Source organism: Nostoc sp. FACHB-190, assembly GCF_014696905.1.
Lineage (GTDB): Bacteria > Cyanobacteriota > Cyanobacteriia > Cyanobacteriales > Nostocaceae > Nostoc_B.
Genome location: NZ_JACJQW010000007.1, coordinates 119,502 through 137,611 on the forward strand (window position 1 = coordinate 119,502; position 18,110 = coordinate 137,611).

The 18,110-nt window shown below is 38.0% G+C and carries 12 protein-coding genes and 1 pseudogene; 8 read left to right on the forward strand and 5 right to left on the reverse strand.

Annotated features, from left to right (window positions below; all coding sequences use genetic code 11):
- Window positions 1–153 precede the first annotated feature (153 nt).
- Both H6G28_RS11060 and H6G28_RS11065 read right to left on the reverse strand, forming a co-directional pair.
- Window positions 154–873: a dienelactone hydrolase family protein gene (locus H6G28_RS11060; RefSeq protein ID WP_190670729.1), complete on the reverse strand. Its 720-nt coding sequence runs from the start codon at window positions 871–873 to the stop codon at window positions 154–156.
- Window positions 874–925: 52 nt separating this feature from the next.
- Complete coding sequence (locus H6G28_RS11065) at window positions 926–1,597, reverse strand: phosphoribosyltransferase (protein ID WP_190592482.1); 672 nt, start codon at window positions 1,595–1,597, stop codon at window positions 926–928.
- A gap of 479 nt (window positions 1,598–2,076) precedes the next feature.
- Here H6G28_RS11065 and crcB (H6G28_RS11070) point away from each other — a divergent pair, with 479 nt between their 5' ends.
- Complete coding sequence (gene crcB, locus H6G28_RS11070; protein WP_190670731.1) at window positions 2,077–2,460, forward strand: fluoride efflux transporter CrcB; 384 nt, start codon at window positions 2,077–2,079, stop codon at window positions 2,458–2,460.
- A gap of 14 nt (window positions 2,461–2,474) precedes the next feature.
- Here the strand turns inward: crcB (H6G28_RS11070) and crcB (H6G28_RS11075) are convergent, their stop codons facing one another.
- The gene (gene crcB / locus H6G28_RS11075; RefSeq protein WP_190670733.1) at window positions 2,475–2,888 is read right to left on the reverse strand and encodes a fluoride efflux transporter CrcB; all 414 of its coding nucleotides are present in this window, start codon (window positions 2,886–2,888) and stop codon (window positions 2,475–2,477) included.
- A 620-nt stretch (window positions 2,889–3,508) separates the two neighbouring features.
- On the opposite strand from crcB (H6G28_RS11075), the gene H6G28_RS11080 reads away from it, so the two are divergent.
- From H6G28_RS11080 to H6G28_RS11110, 7 genes are all read left to right on the forward strand, one after another.
- Window positions 3,509–5,746 (forward strand): peptidoglycan-binding protein, encoded by a 2,238-nt coding sequence (locus H6G28_RS11080; protein WP_190670741.1) that lies wholly within the window; start codon window positions 3,509–3,511, stop codon window positions 5,744–5,746.
- A 626-nt stretch (window positions 5,747–6,372) separates the two neighbouring features.
- Window positions 6,373–7,596 (forward strand): response regulator, encoded by a 1,224-nt coding sequence (locus H6G28_RS11085; protein WP_190592486.1) that lies wholly within the window; start codon window positions 6,373–6,375, stop codon window positions 7,594–7,596.
- A gap of 473 nt (window positions 7,597–8,069) precedes the next feature.
- Entirely contained in the window at window positions 8,070–8,432 is a 363-nt protein-coding gene (locus tag H6G28_RS11090) for a response regulator transcription factor (protein WP_190592487.1), read from the forward strand.
- A gap of 93 nt (window positions 8,433–8,525) precedes the next feature.
- A complete protein-coding gene (locus H6G28_RS11095) occupies window positions 8,526–8,999 on the forward strand; it encodes a chemotaxis protein CheW (protein WP_190592488.1) in 474 nt (157 codons plus the stop codon).
- Window positions 9,000–9,082: 83 nt separating this feature from the next.
- Complete coding sequence (locus H6G28_RS11100) at window positions 9,083–12,379, forward strand: GAF domain-containing protein (RefSeq protein ID WP_190670750.1); 3,297 nt, start codon at window positions 9,083–9,085, stop codon at window positions 12,377–12,379.
- Window positions 12,380–12,424: 45 nt separating this feature from the next.
- Entirely contained in the window at window positions 12,425–12,814 is a 390-nt protein-coding gene (locus H6G28_RS11105; RefSeq protein ID WP_190592490.1) for a four helix bundle protein, read from the forward strand.
- A gap of 239 nt (window positions 12,815–13,053) precedes the next feature.
- Window positions 13,054–16,551, forward strand: coding sequence for a hybrid sensor histidine kinase/response regulator (locus tag H6G28_RS11110; protein WP_190670752.1), 3,498 nt, complete (start codon window positions 13,054–13,056; stop codon window positions 16,549–16,551).
- A 36-nt stretch (window positions 16,552–16,587) separates the two neighbouring features.
- Here the strand turns inward: H6G28_RS11110 and H6G28_RS11115 are convergent.
- Both H6G28_RS11115 and H6G28_RS11120 read right to left on the reverse strand, forming a co-directional pair.
- Window positions 16,588–17,151, reverse strand: a pseudogene (locus H6G28_RS11115) (Uma2 family endonuclease).
- Between the two features lie 37 nt (window positions 17,152–17,188).
- Window positions 17,189–18,079 carry an ABC transporter permease gene (locus H6G28_RS11120; protein ID WP_397329440.1) on the reverse strand — a complete coding sequence of 297 codons (891 nt, stop codon included), beginning with the start codon at window positions 18,077–18,079 and terminating at the stop codon, window positions 17,189–17,191.
- Window positions 18,080–18,110: the final 31 nt, after the last annotated feature.

Below are 18,110 nucleotides of genomic sequence, written 5' to 3' on the forward strand. Positions count from 1 at the left end.
AGGGGGGCTAATAACCCTCTTTTACCCCCTTTTTAAGGGGGTCGCCGTAGGCGGGGGGATCTAAATTTAGAATGAGTGAACCTTTATCCGAAAAGTATTGAGAATCAATCAGTGGGGAAAAAGACCGACAACTGATTGCACACTGCTCAATCTTCAATTTAGCGACATACCTTGTAAATCTCTTGCGCCTGAATCAGATGCTTTGAGATAGTGGTTAAACCATCGACTTGCCAATCGTGCTACTTCTTCTAAAGTTCCGGGTTCACTAAACTGATGAGTTGCACCAGAAATAACCTCTAGTTGCTTGTTGAATGCGGGAATATTTGCCAGTGCATCTTCATTCATAGCGATGATAGGCAAGTCATTACCACCAATAATTAACAAAGTCGGGGCTTGCACACAAGCTAGGGCTTCACTGACTAAATCAGTTTGTCCACTACGAGAAACAACTGCTTTTACAGCCATTGGATGTGTAGCTGCGGCTAATAATGCAGCACTAGCACCTGTATCTGCACCAAAATAGCCAAGCTTGAGATGACGAGTGCAGGGATTTGCTAACAACCAATCGGTGACAGCAACTAAGCGGTTGCCCAGGAAACCAATATCACTGCGAAAATGTTTGGTACGCTGATCTATGGCTTCTTCTTCTTTGGTAAGTAAGTCTATTAACAAAGTTCCTAGTTTCGCTTCCTGACGTAGTATGTGGGCGAGATAATGGTTGCGGGTACTATAGCGACTACTGGCACTACCATGTGCAAACAATACCAGTCCTTCAGCATTAGCAGGTATCACCAATTCACCTTTGAGCCTGATGTTTGCCAGTTCCACAATGACTATTTGTTCTTCAACGTTGAGTAGTAGTGTAGTATTCATAACTTGACCCTGATGATTAATGGAAGTCGATTGAGCTTTTGATTTTGCGTTTTTAGGCGTAGCTTTTATCTGCATTGTTAATAACTGAGTGTTTGGCTAGTAAATGCTGTACTTCTACATCGGTTGTTTGCGAAAAGTCTTCATACCACAGACCGATCGCATACAATGACTCTGGCATCACTAAACAAACTATTTCATCGACTTCCGCTTGTAACTGTTGGCAGGTTGTTGGTGCGGCAATTGGTACAGCTACAATGAGTCGTTGGGGTTGCTGTTGTTTAACTACCGCGATCGCCGCCAGCATGGTTGAACCTGTAGCAATACCATCATCTACTAAAATTACAGTCCGATTTTTGATGTCTGGGAGGGGACGCTCACCTCGATAAGCGCGATCTCGTCGTTGTAATTCCCACAATTCTTGAGTTGCAACTTTGTCAATTGTGGTACTATCGATAGCCAAATTATTGATGACATCATAATTTAACACGCGCACACCACCAGCCGCGATCGCACCCATCGCTAGTTCTTCATGACCAGGTACACCCAGCTTTCTGACTAAACATATATCTAGTGGTGCATTCAGGCTGGTGGCGATTTCATAAGCTACGGGTACACCGCCACGAGGCAAACCCAACACTAACAAATCTGGATGGTTAGTATACGCTGTTAGTTTTTTTGCTAACATCTTGCCTGCATCACTGCGATCGCGAAATTTACTTGTCATAATCTCAAGCTCCCGTGGAGAGGGATATATAGCTGACACAGAAGAAAAACCTGTCATTGTCTTCAACCCACTTTGCCTAGAGGGTGAAAAGTGCAAATTGCTAGTTCAGCGAAAACGTACTTTAATACAGTTCGATTGATTAAATTAATAGAGATATCTGGAAATTAATCCTCGCCACAGCATTTAAAAATATCTCTTTCTCTCCCCACATATTCAACTTAACTAGCTATCTTGCTGTTTGTGTGATCAATGCTCATTGCAATAAAACTTAATGCTAGTGATGAACATTTTTCACATGATGATCGCATTTTTCTTATACTTTAATATTATCCCTGTCGGAGATTAACTGTTTCAGATTGACACAAATCAACTCAAAAATTTTATATGTTTCAACAATATCAATCGAGTTTAGTAATGCAACTATAGAAAAAAACTGACTTCTGCATTGCGGCATATTTTCCGACTATTCCATTCAATATATGAACTTGATTATTGATGTACCTCTAGCAATTAGTTTCGGAGCCGTCCCAGGTGCGCTCAGTCGCTATTACCTAACCATATTATTTGGGCGCTGGTTTGGGCTAAACTTTCCCTATGGAACCTTGTTTATTAATGTGTCAGGTGCTTTTTTGATGGGTTTTTTTGCTACCCTTGTATCCAAGTTTGCAATTGATTCTACCGTATCATTGTTAATCGCCGTCGGATTTTTAGGCTCTTACACAACATTTTCAACTTACGCGCTGGACACCTCTAACCTCTTACGCACTAAAAATTATCAAGCGGCATTACTTTACTGGTCTGGTACACCAATTTTAGGATTTATCAGTATAGAATTGGGTATTTCATTAGCCAAAATGCTATGAATTAATTTGTCAAGCTATGCTTCTTTTGTACCCTGGATAATTTCAGCTATTTTATTTCCTAATAAAAGACCCAGCAGCGATAACACAGGACTAATTAGCCAGTAAATTAAACTCATTTCTAAACTCTGTTTTTCGATTAACTTGACTACATCTAATTCATAAGTAGAAAAAGTGGTATAAGCTCCTAAAAAACCAGTGGTGACTACTAGTCGAATTTCAGGACTAATGACAATTAATCTCCCCAATACCAACATCGTAAACAAACCCATCACAAAACAGCCACTGACATTAATAATCAGTGTGCTGTAAGGAAATACTTGTCCAAAAAGCTGAGTGAACCACAAACCGAGATAATAACGTGAAAGTGCGCCAGCTATTGCACCCAGACTAATACCTAAAGAGTTACGAAGCGCCAAATTTTGCAGCATATATCGTTAGAGGTTGTTAGTAAAATATATGACTTAGTGTGAGTGCGATCGCTCTCTGACCATATAAAACCACAGCGTATTAAAGCGTAGCCTATTTTCAATCAAGCAAATGTAAAAATAATTAACCGGCTTACTGCGTCAAACTTATAATCATCACAGCAAATATAATTTTGAACATATTTAATTCCTTTTAAACGAAATTAAACCTTTTCACTAACAATCGCTATAGCAGTGTAAAAATTGATAGTCACTTTTTATAGCGTTTCTCAGTATAAAGTGTTAAGTTTTTAGTAACCTCATGGGTCTGCTCTTCATCACACCCATTGGAACAGCGATGGCGATAGTATGGATAGCTGACAAGCTTACCAAGAAACTATTACACCATCTCCAATCCCAAATCGTATCACCCAGAGTTTAGCAGTCTTGAGGTCAACATACACAAACAGCCACCACTCAAACTTACATCTTGCATAAGTTGGAATTAGCGGAGTTATTAAAAGTGTTATATGATACTTGATTGTAAGTAAATTTCAATAGTCTCTAAACATCTCAAAAGTGGATCAATTTACTCTAGCGACAAAATGTCTTAAATTTGACTTAATCTTGGGTATTCTCTAACTATGGATACACTTGCTTATCTGCATTTAGCTGAAAGCTACGAAAACTCTATAAATTCAGAATCGGCAAATCTGGCTGGTTCTGACTTATGTTATCCGGAACTCGACTGGGTACCAGAAAAGCGGGGAGCGTTCATGCTGTTTCTCTCTTGTGCTTTCGGGCTGAGTTCTTTGGGTTGGAGTAACCCAGCGCAAGCATTAAAAAAAGGCGAAAAAAATTCACAAGTAGCATCACTACAACAAAAACTGCAAGCGGCGGGATATTTTAAACAAGCTGTAACTGGATATTTTGGCCCTGTAACCGAAACTGCTGTTATCAAATTTCAAAAAGCTCATGGATTAAAAGCTGATGGAGTTGTTGGTTCTCAGACATTAGCTGTACTCGAAGCTGATTTGGGAATAGCTACTCCAGCAGTTGTTAAACCAAAACCTGCGGTTACTAAAACTACTCAAAAAAAATCATCACCCCCCAATTCTCAAGTAAGCTCTCAGGTAAGTTTACAAAGAGGTGATCTAAGTTATGAAGTGATGGCAATTCAGAGGAAACTACAAGCAGCAGGATATTTTGACCAACCAATCACGGGAGATTTTAACGCGGCGACAGAAACTGCTGTTATGCAATTTCAGAAAGCACATGAACTTGTGAGTAATGGAATTGTTGATCATCGGACATTAACAGTATTAGAATCTGGTGCAAATATCAAAACCACTACACCGCCCCAGCCTACCAAACCTGCTGTAATCAATTCGCCAAAGTTGCAGACTAACACGCCTAAAATTTCTATGTTACGCAGAGGTGATATTAATGCAGATGTAAAATCTATTCAACAACAACTGCAAGCATCTGGGTATCTCAAACAATCAATTACCGGCTCTTTTGATGCAGCCACAGAAACTGCTGTCCTGAAATTTCAAACAGAAAATGGACTGATTGCTGATGGAATTGTTGGGCCAAAAACATTAGCAGCCCTGAAATCGCAATCTATCAAATCACCTGCACGCCAAAACTCTGTAGTTCCAGACAAATCAAAAGAACTCAAAACTCCCATTCAAGAAAAAACTCCAACCGCACCAAAAACTAACTCCATAAAATTTGCCACCGAACCCACTCAACCCATCAATCAGCCGCCACAACAAGAACAACCAAACAACGAAAAAGTATTAGCGGCTGCTGTTTCAGAATATGATTTTGCTCAACCTGAACAATTAGCAACTCAAGATAATATTCAGAAAAATTCACCCAGTCATTCTCAGAAAATGACGCTCAAAAAAACGATTGCTGGGAAGATTTCGCCAAAATCTGTCGTACATTCTGGCAATGGGTTATTTTTTGCTCAAAACATGATGTACAACCACACAATCACTGTTTACAACCGTGAGCATAAATTAGTTAAGGTGATTCCCGACAAAGTTGATTTATCAAAATTTGGTTACTCCAAATTCAAAGGTAATTATCGCGGCGCACCTGTTGAAGCTAGTTTTTCCCAAGATGGTAAGTACGCCTGGATTTCTAACTACCAAATGTATGGCCCTGGATTTAACAATCCAGGTAGTGATAAATGTAGTCCTGAGCAGAAAACAGACAAGAGTTTTTTATATCGGATTAACACTGATTCTTTAGAAATTGATCATGTTGTTCAAGTTGGTTCAGTACCAAAATTTGTAGCGACAGCTAATAATGAAGGTTTAGTACTAGTTAGTAACTGGTGTTCTTGGGATTTAAGTGTTGTCGATACTGTCAAAAATAAGGAAATTAAAAGAATTCCCCTTGGCCCTTATCCTCGTGGTATAGCAATTGATTCAGCGACAAATCAAGCTTATGTTGCTGTTATGGGTTCTTATGACATTGCAAAAGTTGACCTCAATAACTTTTCAGTCAAATGGCTAAAAAATATTGGTAATGCACCACGACATTTAAATATAGATCCCACTGGTAAATATCTCTATGCTTCTTTGAATGGAGAAGGAAAAATAGCCAAAATTCAATTACCACAAGGAAAGTTAATCAAGAAAATCTCTACAGGTAACGCACCACGTAGCATGGTTTTATCAGAGGATGGGCAAAGACTTTATGTTGTTAACTATAGTGACAATACAGTTAGTAAAATTCGGACGAATGATCTAAAAGTCATACAAAAAGTAAATGTTGGTGCTAACCCAATTGGTATTACCTATGACCCACAAACTAGAGAAGTTTGGGTCGCCTGTTACTCTGGTAATATCATGGTATTTCAAGATTAAGTGATTATTGGGGCTAAATTTTAACTGTCTCTTTCTGTGGAACGTTAGTAGCTACAGTAGATAGAAGAGACAGTTTTTTCTACTAAATTTTCGCCAACTTATCCAATCAAGCGTTCTGTTGATAGCACTAACAGTATAAAATCCATATATTTCTTTTATAGCTTGTTTGTAAACATAAATATTTACTAGTCAACAAGTATTTTAAGAAAAATAACACACATATCTTTGTAATACTTAACAAATAAAAATATTATCTCGAAAATCTTTAAAAGAATTATATAGTTTTAAAATCAGGATTTCCACGGTTATTTCTGACATTAAAGTTGCTTAAGATAATGTTAATGAGATTTTAGCGTTGAAATATAGCCATTCCACTTTATAAATAAAAAATGAGTTTAGTTGGCTCACAAATAAAGAAAAGTTTGTATTAGTAGCAAATCTATCTAATACAAAATTTTCTATTGCTATTTTCTGACTCTGTTCAATGTTGCTTAGGGAAGGCTATGTATCAATATTCAGAAGGTTGCAAAATTTATTTCGCCAGCTTCTACATTTTTGCCAAGAACTAGAACTATATGGCTAATGTGGATTTGGACAAGCTGACTTTTGCATTATAAGAAACAGGTATGACCCCCCCGGAACTAATGGTATCAAATAACATCATTCATGAATTTAGAACTTGCACTCAGCTACAATACAACGGTCAGCTAAACATCAAAAGTGCTAAAGGACACCACTGGTCTTTTTATTATCGGCTAGGTCGGATAGTTTGGGCCGCAGGTGGTACTCATCCGTTTCGGCGTTGGCGCAGATACATGGCACAATATTGTCCGCAAATTGATGTGGAGAAAATTCAGTTTCGCCAACAAGATTTTGCCGTTTATTACTGGGATTATCGCCTGTTAGAAATTTTGTACAAAAGGCAAAAAATTCACAGAGAACAAATTCAAGCAATTGTCGAAAGTACAATTACTGAGTTGTTATTCGACTTGGCCCAGCATACAGATTTTGAGGCTTTCAGTTGCGATCGCACCCAGGATACCATTTTAGAAACACCAATGAGTTTCACGAGTGCAGATTTATCTGTCAAACAGATGCAAGACTCTTGGAAAAGTTGGTCAGAAGCTGGTTTAGCAAACTTTTCGCCTGATTTAGCACCAATTCTGCGGAGACCAGAACAACTCCAACAACAGGTAAGTCCATCTGTTTACAATAACTTTGTCACTTTGATGAATGGTAAACAGACGCTACGAGATTTAGCTGCAAAAATGAAGCAGAATGTTTTACCTATAACTCGTTCATTACTTCCCTATATTCTCAAAGGCATTGTTGAATTAATCGAAGTACCAGACTTACCTTTGTTAGCTACGGAAGGTGAAAATAACTCTATTGCTTTGCAACCAAAAAACTCTCAGATGCCATTGGTTGCCTGTGTCGATGATAGTCCCCAAGTATGTAAGATTTTAGAGGATATTGTGACTGCAAATGGGTTTAGATTCATTAAAATTCAAGACCCAATCCAAGCACTACCGACTTTAATTCAACATAAACCAGATTTGATTTTTTTAGATTTAATTATGCCAGTCGCTAGTGGTTACGAAATTTGTACTCAGTTGCGACGTGTATCTGCTTTTGCTAATACACCCGTGATCATCTTAACGGGCAATGATGGTTTATTAGATCGAGTCCGTGCTAAAGTTGTTGGCTCTACAGATTTTCTGACTAAACCTGTCGCTGCGGATAAAGTTATGAGTGTAATTCGCAAATATTTGCAAGTTCAGAAACCAGCAAGCGTAACACCGCCTAAATCACAGAGTAACTCTAACTTAGAAGTGTCTTTGGGACATTAGTAATCAAGCCTAGATACTGACTCTGCTTAAACTTGCTAATAACTAGTTAAACTGGATATTCATCAAGATATTTATCCAGATTATTCTAGTGCGTTTAGCTATGACAATTTTTCTGTAATTTGACAAACCTTAACATTTTTCTTCCAGATTTTTGCAGCAAAATTAGAAATGTAAGTGTTTTTTCTCTAACATTTACAAAAATAATCAACCAAAATTAAATCATTGAAGCAGAATTCAGAAGTCAGAATTCAGGAGCGATGCCCTGAGATTGCTGAAGGGTCTTAGAGATTTAGAGCTGTAGTAGATTTGGTGAGTTTTTAAAACGTTTATTTATTAACTAGTAGTACAGAATTCAAAAGAAATTCTGGCTCCTAACTCCTGAATTATGTTTCGATTAAAAGCTCGTATTCATCTATAGATGAGTATTGAGATTTTTTGTCTCTATTTGTAAGTTAATTGAGTAGGAAACTTTTATGAATACTGCGTTAATTGTTGAAGATGGTTTGACAGATATGGAAATACTCAGCCGTTACTTACAACAGGCTGGCTATTCCGTAATTAGTGCCAAAAGTAGTGAAGAAGCTCAAGTCAAGATAGATGGCAAGACACCAGATGTGATTTTTCTAGATGTAATTTTGCCAGGTAAAAGCGGATTTGAAATTTGTCGAGAACTAAAAGCGAATCCGGCAACTAGTAAAATACCTGTGGTTTTTTGTTCCACGAAAAATAGTGATGTGGATAAAATGTGGGGCAATATGTTAGGCGCAGAAGCTTATTTATCCAAGCCAATTGATAAAGAAGAATTGGTAAAAACACTGAAGCAAGTCCTACAATAAAATTGCTTAAATGTGTCATTTAATCTATTAGATAATACAACCAACTAATAGATTAATAGTTCAAAAAATAACTTGTTTAAGGATGAGTTGACATTGGAAAACCAGCAAAAATTTTTAGGATTTACCCTGGGTAGTAACGATAAAGCAGTCATATCATTGCAACACATTACCGAAGTTTTACAAGTATCTTTGGCAGATATATGTGGTGTTCCTCAAATGCCTAGTTGTGTTTTAGGTATATATAACTGGCGGGGTGAAATGCTTTGGCTAGTTGATTTAGAGGAGATGCTAGGTTATCCATCACTTTTACAAGGAGTGAATTTTCTCTCTAAAATGATGGCAGTTATTTTAGAAATTGATGGCAAAAATCTAGGATTTTTAGTCAAAAATCTGATGGATATTGAGTGGTTAGATACTGAACAAATGAAGTTACCTGCGGCTGATTTTTTGTCTCCTAAAGTTTCAGCTTTTATCCAAGGTTACTTTATCAATACCCTTGAGGAAATGGTATTTAACCTCGATGCAGCCGCAATTATTAAATCTCCTATGTGGATGAGCCAGCATTAAACTCAATCTTTTACTATTCGTTGCTTTGCTAGTCAAATTTGAAATTTACTGATCATTTAATTATCAAAACGAGGTATTTGGAAATGACAATTGCGTATCACAATAGTAAAGATAATGAAGAAGTTATCCCTGAAGTTGAAGTAAGGGAAAATCAAGCTGTTAATAATCTGACTGCCAATAATTATCAAATTTCTCAAGAGTTTAAACTTTGGCGGCAGCAATTACAAGCTATCAGTAATGTGATGCGTCAAGCTAAAGATATAGATACATTACTAAAACTTAGTGCTGCTCAAGTTAGAGAAAAAATTAATTGCGATCGCGCCTTAATTTATCAATTTACATCTATAGATTCTGGTACTGTTTTGGCTGAATCTAGAACCCTCGGTTGGACACCAACATTAGGTGAAAGCCTACCAGGGATGTTATTTGGTTTGTATAACAATCAAGATTATTTAGAACCTGTAGTAATTGAAGATGTCGAGCAAATTCAATCATCTACACCTTATCAAAAACAATTACTGGAAAAATTTCAAATTAAAGCGAGTTTAAGTTTACCTATTTTAGTAGATGGTAAAGTCTGGGGATTACTAGCAGTTAATACTTGCACCAATGCTAGACAATGGCAAGAAACAGAAATTATGTTCCTGTCGCAAGTGACAACAGAATTAGCTTATAAATTCCAGAGTTTTGAATTTCAAAGAGAATTAGAACTACGAACCCAAGCGAAAAAATCTGTCGCCAAGGTAATTGAGAAGATTATTCGAGTCTCTGATATTGACAAGATTTTTCAAGCAACAACTCAAGAAATCAGACAATTGTTACGTTGCGATCGCGTCGCTGTGTATCAGTTCTATGATAATTGGAGTGGTGAATTTGTCGCTGAATCAGTTGGTCATGGTTGGGTGAAACTTGTCGGCCCAGGTATTAATACAGTTTGGGAAGATACCCATCTACAAGAAACCCAAGGTGGACGTTACCGCCATCACGAAAGCTTTGTGGTCAATGACATTTATAAAGCAGGTCATTTTCAGTGCCATATTGAAATTTTAGAGCAATTTGAAGTCAAAGCTTATGTGATTGTCCCTGTATTTGCTGGGGAAAAATTATGGGGTTTGTTAGCAGCTTATCAAAATTCTGGCATTCGTGATTGGCACGAGTGGGAAGTCAGCTTTTTAGAACAAATTGGTTTACAGTTTGGTGTAGCCATTGCCCATGCCGAGTATCTCGCACAAATGCAAGTGCAATCTCAACAATTAGTGCAGATTGCAGAACAAGAAAAAATCTTAACTAAAATCGTCAACCGCATCCGCCAGTCTCCAGATGTGGAAAGTGTTTTTAGAACAACTACCCAAGAAGTACGACTTTCCTTAAAATGCGATCGCGTGGCTGTTTATCAGTTTAGTCCTGACTGGGGTGGTGAGTTTATTGCTGAATCAGTCGGTAGCAATTGGGTAAAATTGGTAGGGCCAAATATCAAAACCGTCTTGGATGATACTTATCTGCAAGAAACTCAAGGCGGACGATATGCTAGAGGAGAACATTTTGTAGTTAATGATATTTACAAAATTGGTTTGGCTCCTTGCCACATTGAAATTTTAGAACAATTTGAAGCCAAGGCTTATATTATTGTTCCTATCTTTTTTGGGGAACAATTATGGGGTTTATTAGCAGCTTACCAAAACTCTGGTAGTCGGGAATGGCAACCTTGGGAAGTTAACTTCTTAAATCAGATAGCCTTGCAATTTACTATTGCAAAATCGCAAATAGACTATCTTGAAGAAGTGCGAGTTAAATCAGAAAAATTAACTCAGATTGCCGAACAAGAAAAAGCCTTTACTAAGATAGTAAACCGCATTAGACAATGTGTAGATTTAGATGAAATCTTCAAAGTTACGACTCAAGAAGTCCGGCAATTATTACGATGCGATCGCATGGCTGTGTATCGCTTCTCTCCTGATTGGAGTGGTGAGTTTATTGCTGAGTCAGTTGGTCATAATTGGGTCAAACTTGTCGGCATAGATATCAAAACTGTTTGGGAAGATACCCACCTCCAAGAAACCCAAGGCGGCAGATATGCCAAGGGCGAAAGCTTTGCTGTTCATGACATTTATCAAGTCGGACATTCCCCTTGTCACATTGAAATTTTAGAGCAATTTGAAGCCAAAGCTTATGTAATTGTGCCGATATTTTTTGGAGAAAAACTGTGGGGTTTGTTGGCAGCTTATCAAAATTCAAGCACCCGTAATTGGGAAGAATCGCAAGTTAGCTTGTTAGCCAGAATTGGTGATCAATTAGGATTAGCACTGCAACAAACTGAATCTGTGCAACAACTACAAGCACAGTCAGCACAACTAGCAGAAGCCGCCGCCAGGGAAAAAGCCGCCAAAGAATTACTCCAACAACGTTCTATTCAACTGTTGATGGCGCTGCGTCCGGCTTTAAATGGTGATTTAACAGTCCGCGCCCCCATCACAGAAGACGAACTCGGCACCATCGCCGATGCTTACAATAACACTCTGCAAGCATTACGACAAATCGTCATCCAAGTACAAGCCGCAGCCCAGCAAGTAGCACAGACTTCAGCTACTAGTAACGCTTCCCTGGCGGGACTGAATAATTTAGCCCAACAACAGTCAGAAGATATTGCCTCGGCTTTGGGTGATATTCAACAAATGCTAGACTCTACCCAAGCTGTGGTGGCTAATGCCGAATTAGTGCAAGTAGCAGTCCAAAAAGCTAACCAAACAGTAGAGTCTGGCGATATTGCCATGAACTTGACTGTCAAAGCCATTGAAGGCATTCGAGAAACCGTTGCCCAAACCAGTAAGAAAATTAAACGCCTCAGCGAGTCTTCGCAAAAAATCTCGAAAGTAGTCAATTTGATTAGCAATTTTGCCACTCAAACCAACGTTCTCGCCCTGAATGCCGCCATTGAAGCAACACGCGCCGGTGAGTATGGTAAAGGCTTCGCAGTTGTAGCTGATGAAGTGCGTTCGTTATCTCGTCAATCAGCAGCAGCCACAATTGAAATTGAAAAATTAGTACAAGAAATTCAAGCCGAAACTGGCGAAGTTGCAGTCGCAATGGAAACAGGTATTCAGCAAGTTGTTGAAGGTACAAATTTAGTCAGTGAAACCCGGCAAAACTTAAATGCAATTGTTTTAGCCACTGCTGAAATTAGTCAATTAATTCAACAAATTACCGCCGCTACTCAAACTCAAATGGGTCAATCTGACACTGTGACTAATTCAATGCAAGATGTTGCAGAAATCGCTAACAAAACCTTTGCCGAGTCTCAAGAAATTGCGGCTATTTTCCAAGATTTACTGGGAATGGCACAAGAACTATTAACCACTGCTAGTCAGTTCAAAGTTAACTAATTGAAGGGGAGTGGTGAGTGGGGAGTGGTGAGTAGGGGAAATGATATGGCAAGTGGTGAAATTCGTTCTTATCAAGATTTAAAAGTTTGGCAAGAGGGTATGAATTTAGCTGAAGCTTGTTATGAATTCACAAAAGGATTGCCAAAAGAGGAAATCTATGGAATGATTTCACAGATTCGTCGCTCCTCCGCATCAATTCCGGCTAATATTGCAGAGGGATATGGACGTGAATATCGTACTGAATATATTCACTTTCTCCGTACTGCACAAGGTTCTTTGAAAGAACTTGAAACTCACCTTTTACTATCAGCCAGAGATAAAGTCGGGCTAACAAATTCACAAACAGTTACTCCGATTCTAAAACAATGTGAATCTGTAGGTAAATTGCTTCGCGCACTCATTCGTTCTCTGCAAAATAAAGGTCATAGGGAGTAGGGAGAAAGACAATTTTTTAACTCCCCAAAGCATTTAAGGGCGGGTTGATGAAGAATTTTGTCTAACCACAGATTCATTCACCCAACCTGCCCCAACTCCCAATTTCTCTACAAGACTCATATTTGACTTATGAAGAAAATCAGTACACTCATATCAGGATTCTTTCCTACTCCCCACTCCCCATTCACTACTCCCTGCCTACACAACTAGATTCAAAAATAAAACCGGATTCCCATATTATGATTACAGATGCTGAGATTCGTGAACAAGGTTATGTTTATTTCCTAGCAGAAGCACCAGAGTTATTACAAACAATTGAACAAGAACTTTTAAGTTTAACGGAAGAAGAAGATAAGCGAAAAAATAAAGTTCATGCTTTAATGCGGGCTACTCATACCCTCAAGGGTGGTGCGGCGACTGTGGGACTAGAGGCGATTCAAACTATTGCCCATTCTCTAGAAGATGTATTTAAAGCTTTATATAATCCAGATATAGTTATTGATAATGATTTACATACACTTTTACTGAAAGCTTATGAATGTTTGCGCCTTGCTTTAACTACAACATTAACCAGCAGTGCGGCTAATGTGCAAGAAGTGATTGAACGAGCCACTAATATTTTTGCCCAATTGCAAGCTAGACTTGGCGATGATTTCGGCACAGATAATTATCTTCCTACTTCACAAGAATTAGGTTTTGATGTTGTCAAGTCAATCTTTGAAGTTGGAGTTCAACAACGTATTGAAAATATTACTGAAACTATTAATCATCCTCCAGAAGAAGCGGAATTTAGAGATTTTGTCAACTCTCAAGCCGAAATATTTCTGGGCTTGGCTGAATCTTTAGATTTACTGGGATTAGAAGAACTCGCCCAAAAAATTATGGCGGCGCTGCAAGCATATCCTTCGCAAGTGATGGAAATTGCTGAACTGATGCGACACGATTTACAAACAATTCAAACAGCAGTATTCGCAGGAGATCGCACTTGCACTAATCTGCTTTCTCCAGCTTGGCAAAACCTGACACCAGTCATCGAGCCAGAACAGTTATCTCCAGGATTTCCAGATAATTCAACGACTGAAAATTTACAACAAGCTGCGGCAGAATTTTACCAATTTTTAACAACATCAGGCAATTATAAGCATGAACAAATTCAGCCAACAACGGCTAAGTTTTACCTCAAGTTAGTGCAGTGTATTTTGAGTTGGTTTGAGCAGCAGCAACAAATCCCGCCAGCCGAATTAAATTTATCCCTATTAATTCCTAAATTAGATATAGAGCCGCAAATAAATTATATTGAAACTTGGTTAAAAGAATTTTTAGCTTTCGTGCAGAACTCAGAAGATAGTTATAGTCTTTGCCTGTATCGGCATGGCATGATTTTAATTGTGCTGCTGGCAATTGCTCAGTTTGAGTATGGTAATGATAAAGGTGATGATTATGTTTTATTAACTCGATATTTACAAAAACAAATTATCATATTAGCTAAAGAATATAAAAATTATCCCCCTGTCAACAGTCAAGAAAAAAACTGGTTAGAGCATCTCCAGTTCCAAAATATTGCAGTTGCAAGTGAAACAGTAAACTCTTTAGAGGCTGAAACTGAGTATCTCTTAGAATCAATTTGGGGAGAAGAAACTGCAACTGAGCCAGCCGTAATTCTAGATGATGCTGTTCCAGAGCCAGCCAGTGTAGATGCTATTACCGAAGTAGTGAGTAATATTCGTGAGCAGTTAGAAGATAAAAACTCACAAGTTGTCAAAAGTCAGAAATTTGTCCGTGTTGATGTTGAAAAATTGAGAAACCTTAATTATCTAGCTGGAGAACTGCTAATTTATCACAAGAAACGCCATCTTTATGATGAACAGATTCAAGAATTGATTGATAAGTTATTAGAGCAGATTAATAGACATCAAATTATCTTACACCAGTTAAGAGATATACCACTAAATTTACCTACTGTTACACCTCAGTTATCGCAGAATTTTGCCGCAGTGAAATTTGACTCGCTGGAAATGGATGTATACACAGAATTTAATTTAGCACTCCACGCAGCCATCGAAGAAACTCTGCAATTACAAGAAACTACAGAATCGCTAGATTTAACTATTAAACAAGCAACGCAAGCAACTGAGAAAAAACAAAATTTAGTTTTCACGATTATTGATAACTTGGTAGAAGCAAGAATGTTACCTTTAGGTGATATTTTGCATCGTTTCCCCCCAATGGTGAAAAAATTAGGCAGTATTTATCAGAAAAATGTCGAGTTGCAACTGATAGGCACAGATGTACTAGTAGATAAAGCGATCGCGGAAAAATTGTATGATCCACTATTACATTTAGTACGTAATGCTTTTGATCACGGCATTGAATCTCCACAAATACGTCAAGAACGCGGTAAGCCAGAACAAGGTTTAATTACAATTCGGGCATATCATCAAAGTAGCCAAACGATTATTGAAGTTCAAGATGATGGAGAAGGGCTGAATCTAGCAAAAATTCATCAAAAAGCCATTGAGATGAAACTAGATATTTCTGGTAACAATGAATCAGACTTATTAGATTTGATGTTTGCACCGGGATTATCGACAGCAGCAGAAGTCAGTAATATTTCAGGACGTGGTATAGGTTTGGATATTGTACGTTCTCAAATCGAAGCTCTTCATGGTTCAATTGCGGTGCAAACTTTACCCCAACAAGGAACAAAATTCACACTTAAAATACCTTTTTCTATGACTACTGATAAATTGATGCTGGTGCAAGCGGGAGGCGTAATTTATGCGCTATTGTTAGACAGCGTGGAAAAAATTATCATTCCGACTCCGCAACAAATTAAGGAATTTGAAGGGAAAAAAGTTTTATATTGGCATACAGAGCAGAATGAAACTTTAATTGGCCTACATCAACTTTCAGAGCTAATGTCTTATACTTGCTCTGTCGCCAAGAGTAATAGTCTCAATCATCCAGTAACTACTCTTGACACAAAATTGATGAATAATCCTATATTAATTCTCAAGTGTCATCAAGGTATTTTTGCTTTAGAAGTTGACCAAATAATTGGCGAACAAGAATTAGTAATTAGACCATTAGGAAATGCGATCGCACCACCAAAATACGTTTATGGTTGTAGTACTTCTGGCAATGGTAATCTCATTTTAGTGATTGATGGCGCTCTTTTATTAGACTCTACTCATATACAAGTAACACCAGAACTTATACCCCTTCCAATCATTCCTACTGGTGAATCTGCTTTAGTCACAAGCGAAGATTTATCTATCTCGACTCCAGCCAAACCATTATCGCCGCAGCTAGAAGCTAATTTTTCTGCGCCCAAGGTAGTGTTGATTGTCGATGATGCTATTAGTTTGCGCCAAACTCTTTCATTAACTTTACAAAGAGATGGCTATCAAGTGATTCAAGCCCAAAATGGTGTAGAAGCTCTCGAACAGTTACAAAAGTATCCCGATATTCAAGTGATTATTTCTGATTTAGAAATGCCGCGAATGAATGGATTTGAGTTATTAACTAACGTGCAGCAAATTCCCAACATTGCTAAAATTCCTGTAGTTATTTTATCTTCTCGCAGTGCAGATAAACATCGTCAACTGGCAAAAGAACTAGGCGCAAGAGCTTACCTAACTAAGCCTTATCTAGAGCAGGAATTTTTATCTACTATTTCATCTTTAATTCAAGCAAAAAGTGGAACGAATAATTTAGTGATGGAGTTAACCGTGTAAATCCTCCGCCAACCCCTGCACTGTTCCCTGTAAAATCTAATTGCCCATTTTTAACCAACTAAAAACTTGATTAACAGTTAGTAGCAACTCAATTTCAGGTAACATGGGCAAAATATCATCTCCCTGAAATAACTCTGGTTGCTGTTCTGGTAAAAATACTAAAATACTTAAATCATCGGGGTCGATGAACCACCCCAAACGACTACCAAACTTTAAACAATACAGAATATTACCAATTACTTTGTTTGGTTTTTGTTCTGGGGATAGAATCTCAATTGTCCAGTCGGGCGCTAGTTCAAAGTTATCTGGAACTTCGCCATCAACGGTTAACAGTATTCTGCTCCATATAAATACTGCCACATCTGGTACGATTGAGCGATCGCCAAAGCTACACCGTAATTCAGGAAATGCGTAAGCAATTTTTTGCTGTTCAGTAATGTCATTCACTGCACTGCATAATTTACCTTGTAAACGGCTATATCTCCCTTTTGGCATTGATTTTGGACTGATTTAGCCATTAATGTATTCTAAGCTGGGCTTAGTTTCTGGTAGCTTGAGAAATTCTGCTAAGGTGAGAGCTTGAGTTGAAGCAATATTCATAGCTCTGTAAATTTATGTTGATGACTCTAAATTTAGTTTAGCGGCTGGGCGTTGGTTCACCATATTTAATCAGAAAGGCGATCGCTACACTCACTGCTAAAATTAATGCCATACTCAATGCTGAACCAAAACCCCAATTTTGGGTTACACCAAGGAACTGATTATAAACTAGCCGCGCCGCAGTCATACTGGAAGCACCACCCAAGAGTTCAGGATCAACAAAATCTCCTAATCCGGTAATAAAAACTAAAATTGAACCAGCCGTAATTCCTGGGGAAACTTGCGGTACTGTGACTTTCCAAAAAGTCTGTGTTGGGTTCGCACCTAAATCAGCAGCAGCTTCTAGTAAACGCTTGTCTAATTTTTCTAAAGAAGCATATAAAATTAACACCATATAAGGTAACAAGCTGTAACTCATACCGATAAATACAGCCGGAGGGCGGTTAAGTAATTCTAAAGTTGGTAAACCTAAATTACTCAAAATACTATTAAATAACCCAGTGGGACGCAAAATTGTAATCCAAGCATAAGAACGCAGTAAAGAAGAAGTCCACAAAGGTAAGATAAAAGCTAATAATAGTAAATTGCGCCATTGTTTTGGGGCGATTTGTGCTATCCAATAAGCCACAGGAAAGCCGCAGATTAAACAAATTATAGTTGTGCCTAATGCTAACCACAGCGATCGCAAAATAACTTGCAAATACAACGGGTCAAATATCCGCAGATAATTATCTAATCCGCTAGGATTGACTAAATCTCCTGGGCGAATATTGGGAACTAAACTGAGTTGAAAAATGATAATTGCTGGCAGTACTAGTAATAATAATAACCAAATAGCTGCCGGAGCTAGTAAGATTAACGGTTGTAAAAAGTTAAATGTAGGGCGATGTAGTTTTTTTAAGTCGATAATATCGCCTGATTCATTGATTTGCGGAGAATTTTTGATAAACACAAGCTGA

What these genes read in the sequence shown, in the direction of transcription:
- crcB (WP_190670733.1), bottom strand. Translation starts at nt 2,888, where the DNA reads ATGCTGCAAAATTTGGCGCTTCGTAACTCTTTAGGTATTAGTCTGGGT.
- H6G28_RS11080 (WP_190670741.1), top strand. Translation starts at nt 3,509, where the DNA reads ATGGATACACTTGCTTATCTGCATTTAGCTGAAAGCTACGAAAACTCT.
- H6G28_RS11100 (WP_190670750.1), top strand. Translation starts at nt 9,083, where the DNA reads ATGACAATTGCGTATCACAATAGTAAAGATAATGAAGAAGTTATCCCT.
- H6G28_RS11105 (WP_190592490.1), top strand. Translation starts at nt 12,425, where the DNA reads ATGGCAAGTGGTGAAATTCGTTCTTATCAAGATTTAAAAGTTTGGCAA.
- H6G28_RS11060 (WP_190670729.1), bottom strand. Translation starts at nt 873, where the DNA reads ATGAATACTACACTACTACTCAACGTTGAAGAACAAATAGTCATTGTG.
- H6G28_RS11110 (WP_190670752.1), top strand. Translation starts at nt 13,054, where the DNA reads ATGATTACAGATGCTGAGATTCGTGAACAAGGTTATGTTTATTTCCTA.
- H6G28_RS11090 (WP_190592487.1), top strand. Translation starts at nt 8,070, where the DNA reads ATGAATACTGCGTTAATTGTTGAAGATGGTTTGACAGATATGGAAATA.
- H6G28_RS11065 (WP_190592482.1), bottom strand. Translation starts at nt 1,597, where the DNA reads ATGACAAGTAAATTTCGCGATCGCAGTGATGCAGGCAAGATGTTAGCA.
- crcB (WP_190670731.1), top strand. Translation starts at nt 2,077, where the DNA reads ATGAACTTGATTATTGATGTACCTCTAGCAATTAGTTTCGGAGCCGTC.
- H6G28_RS11085 (WP_190592486.1), top strand. Translation starts at nt 6,373, where the DNA reads ATGACCCCCCCGGAACTAATGGTATCAAATAACATCATTCATGAATTT.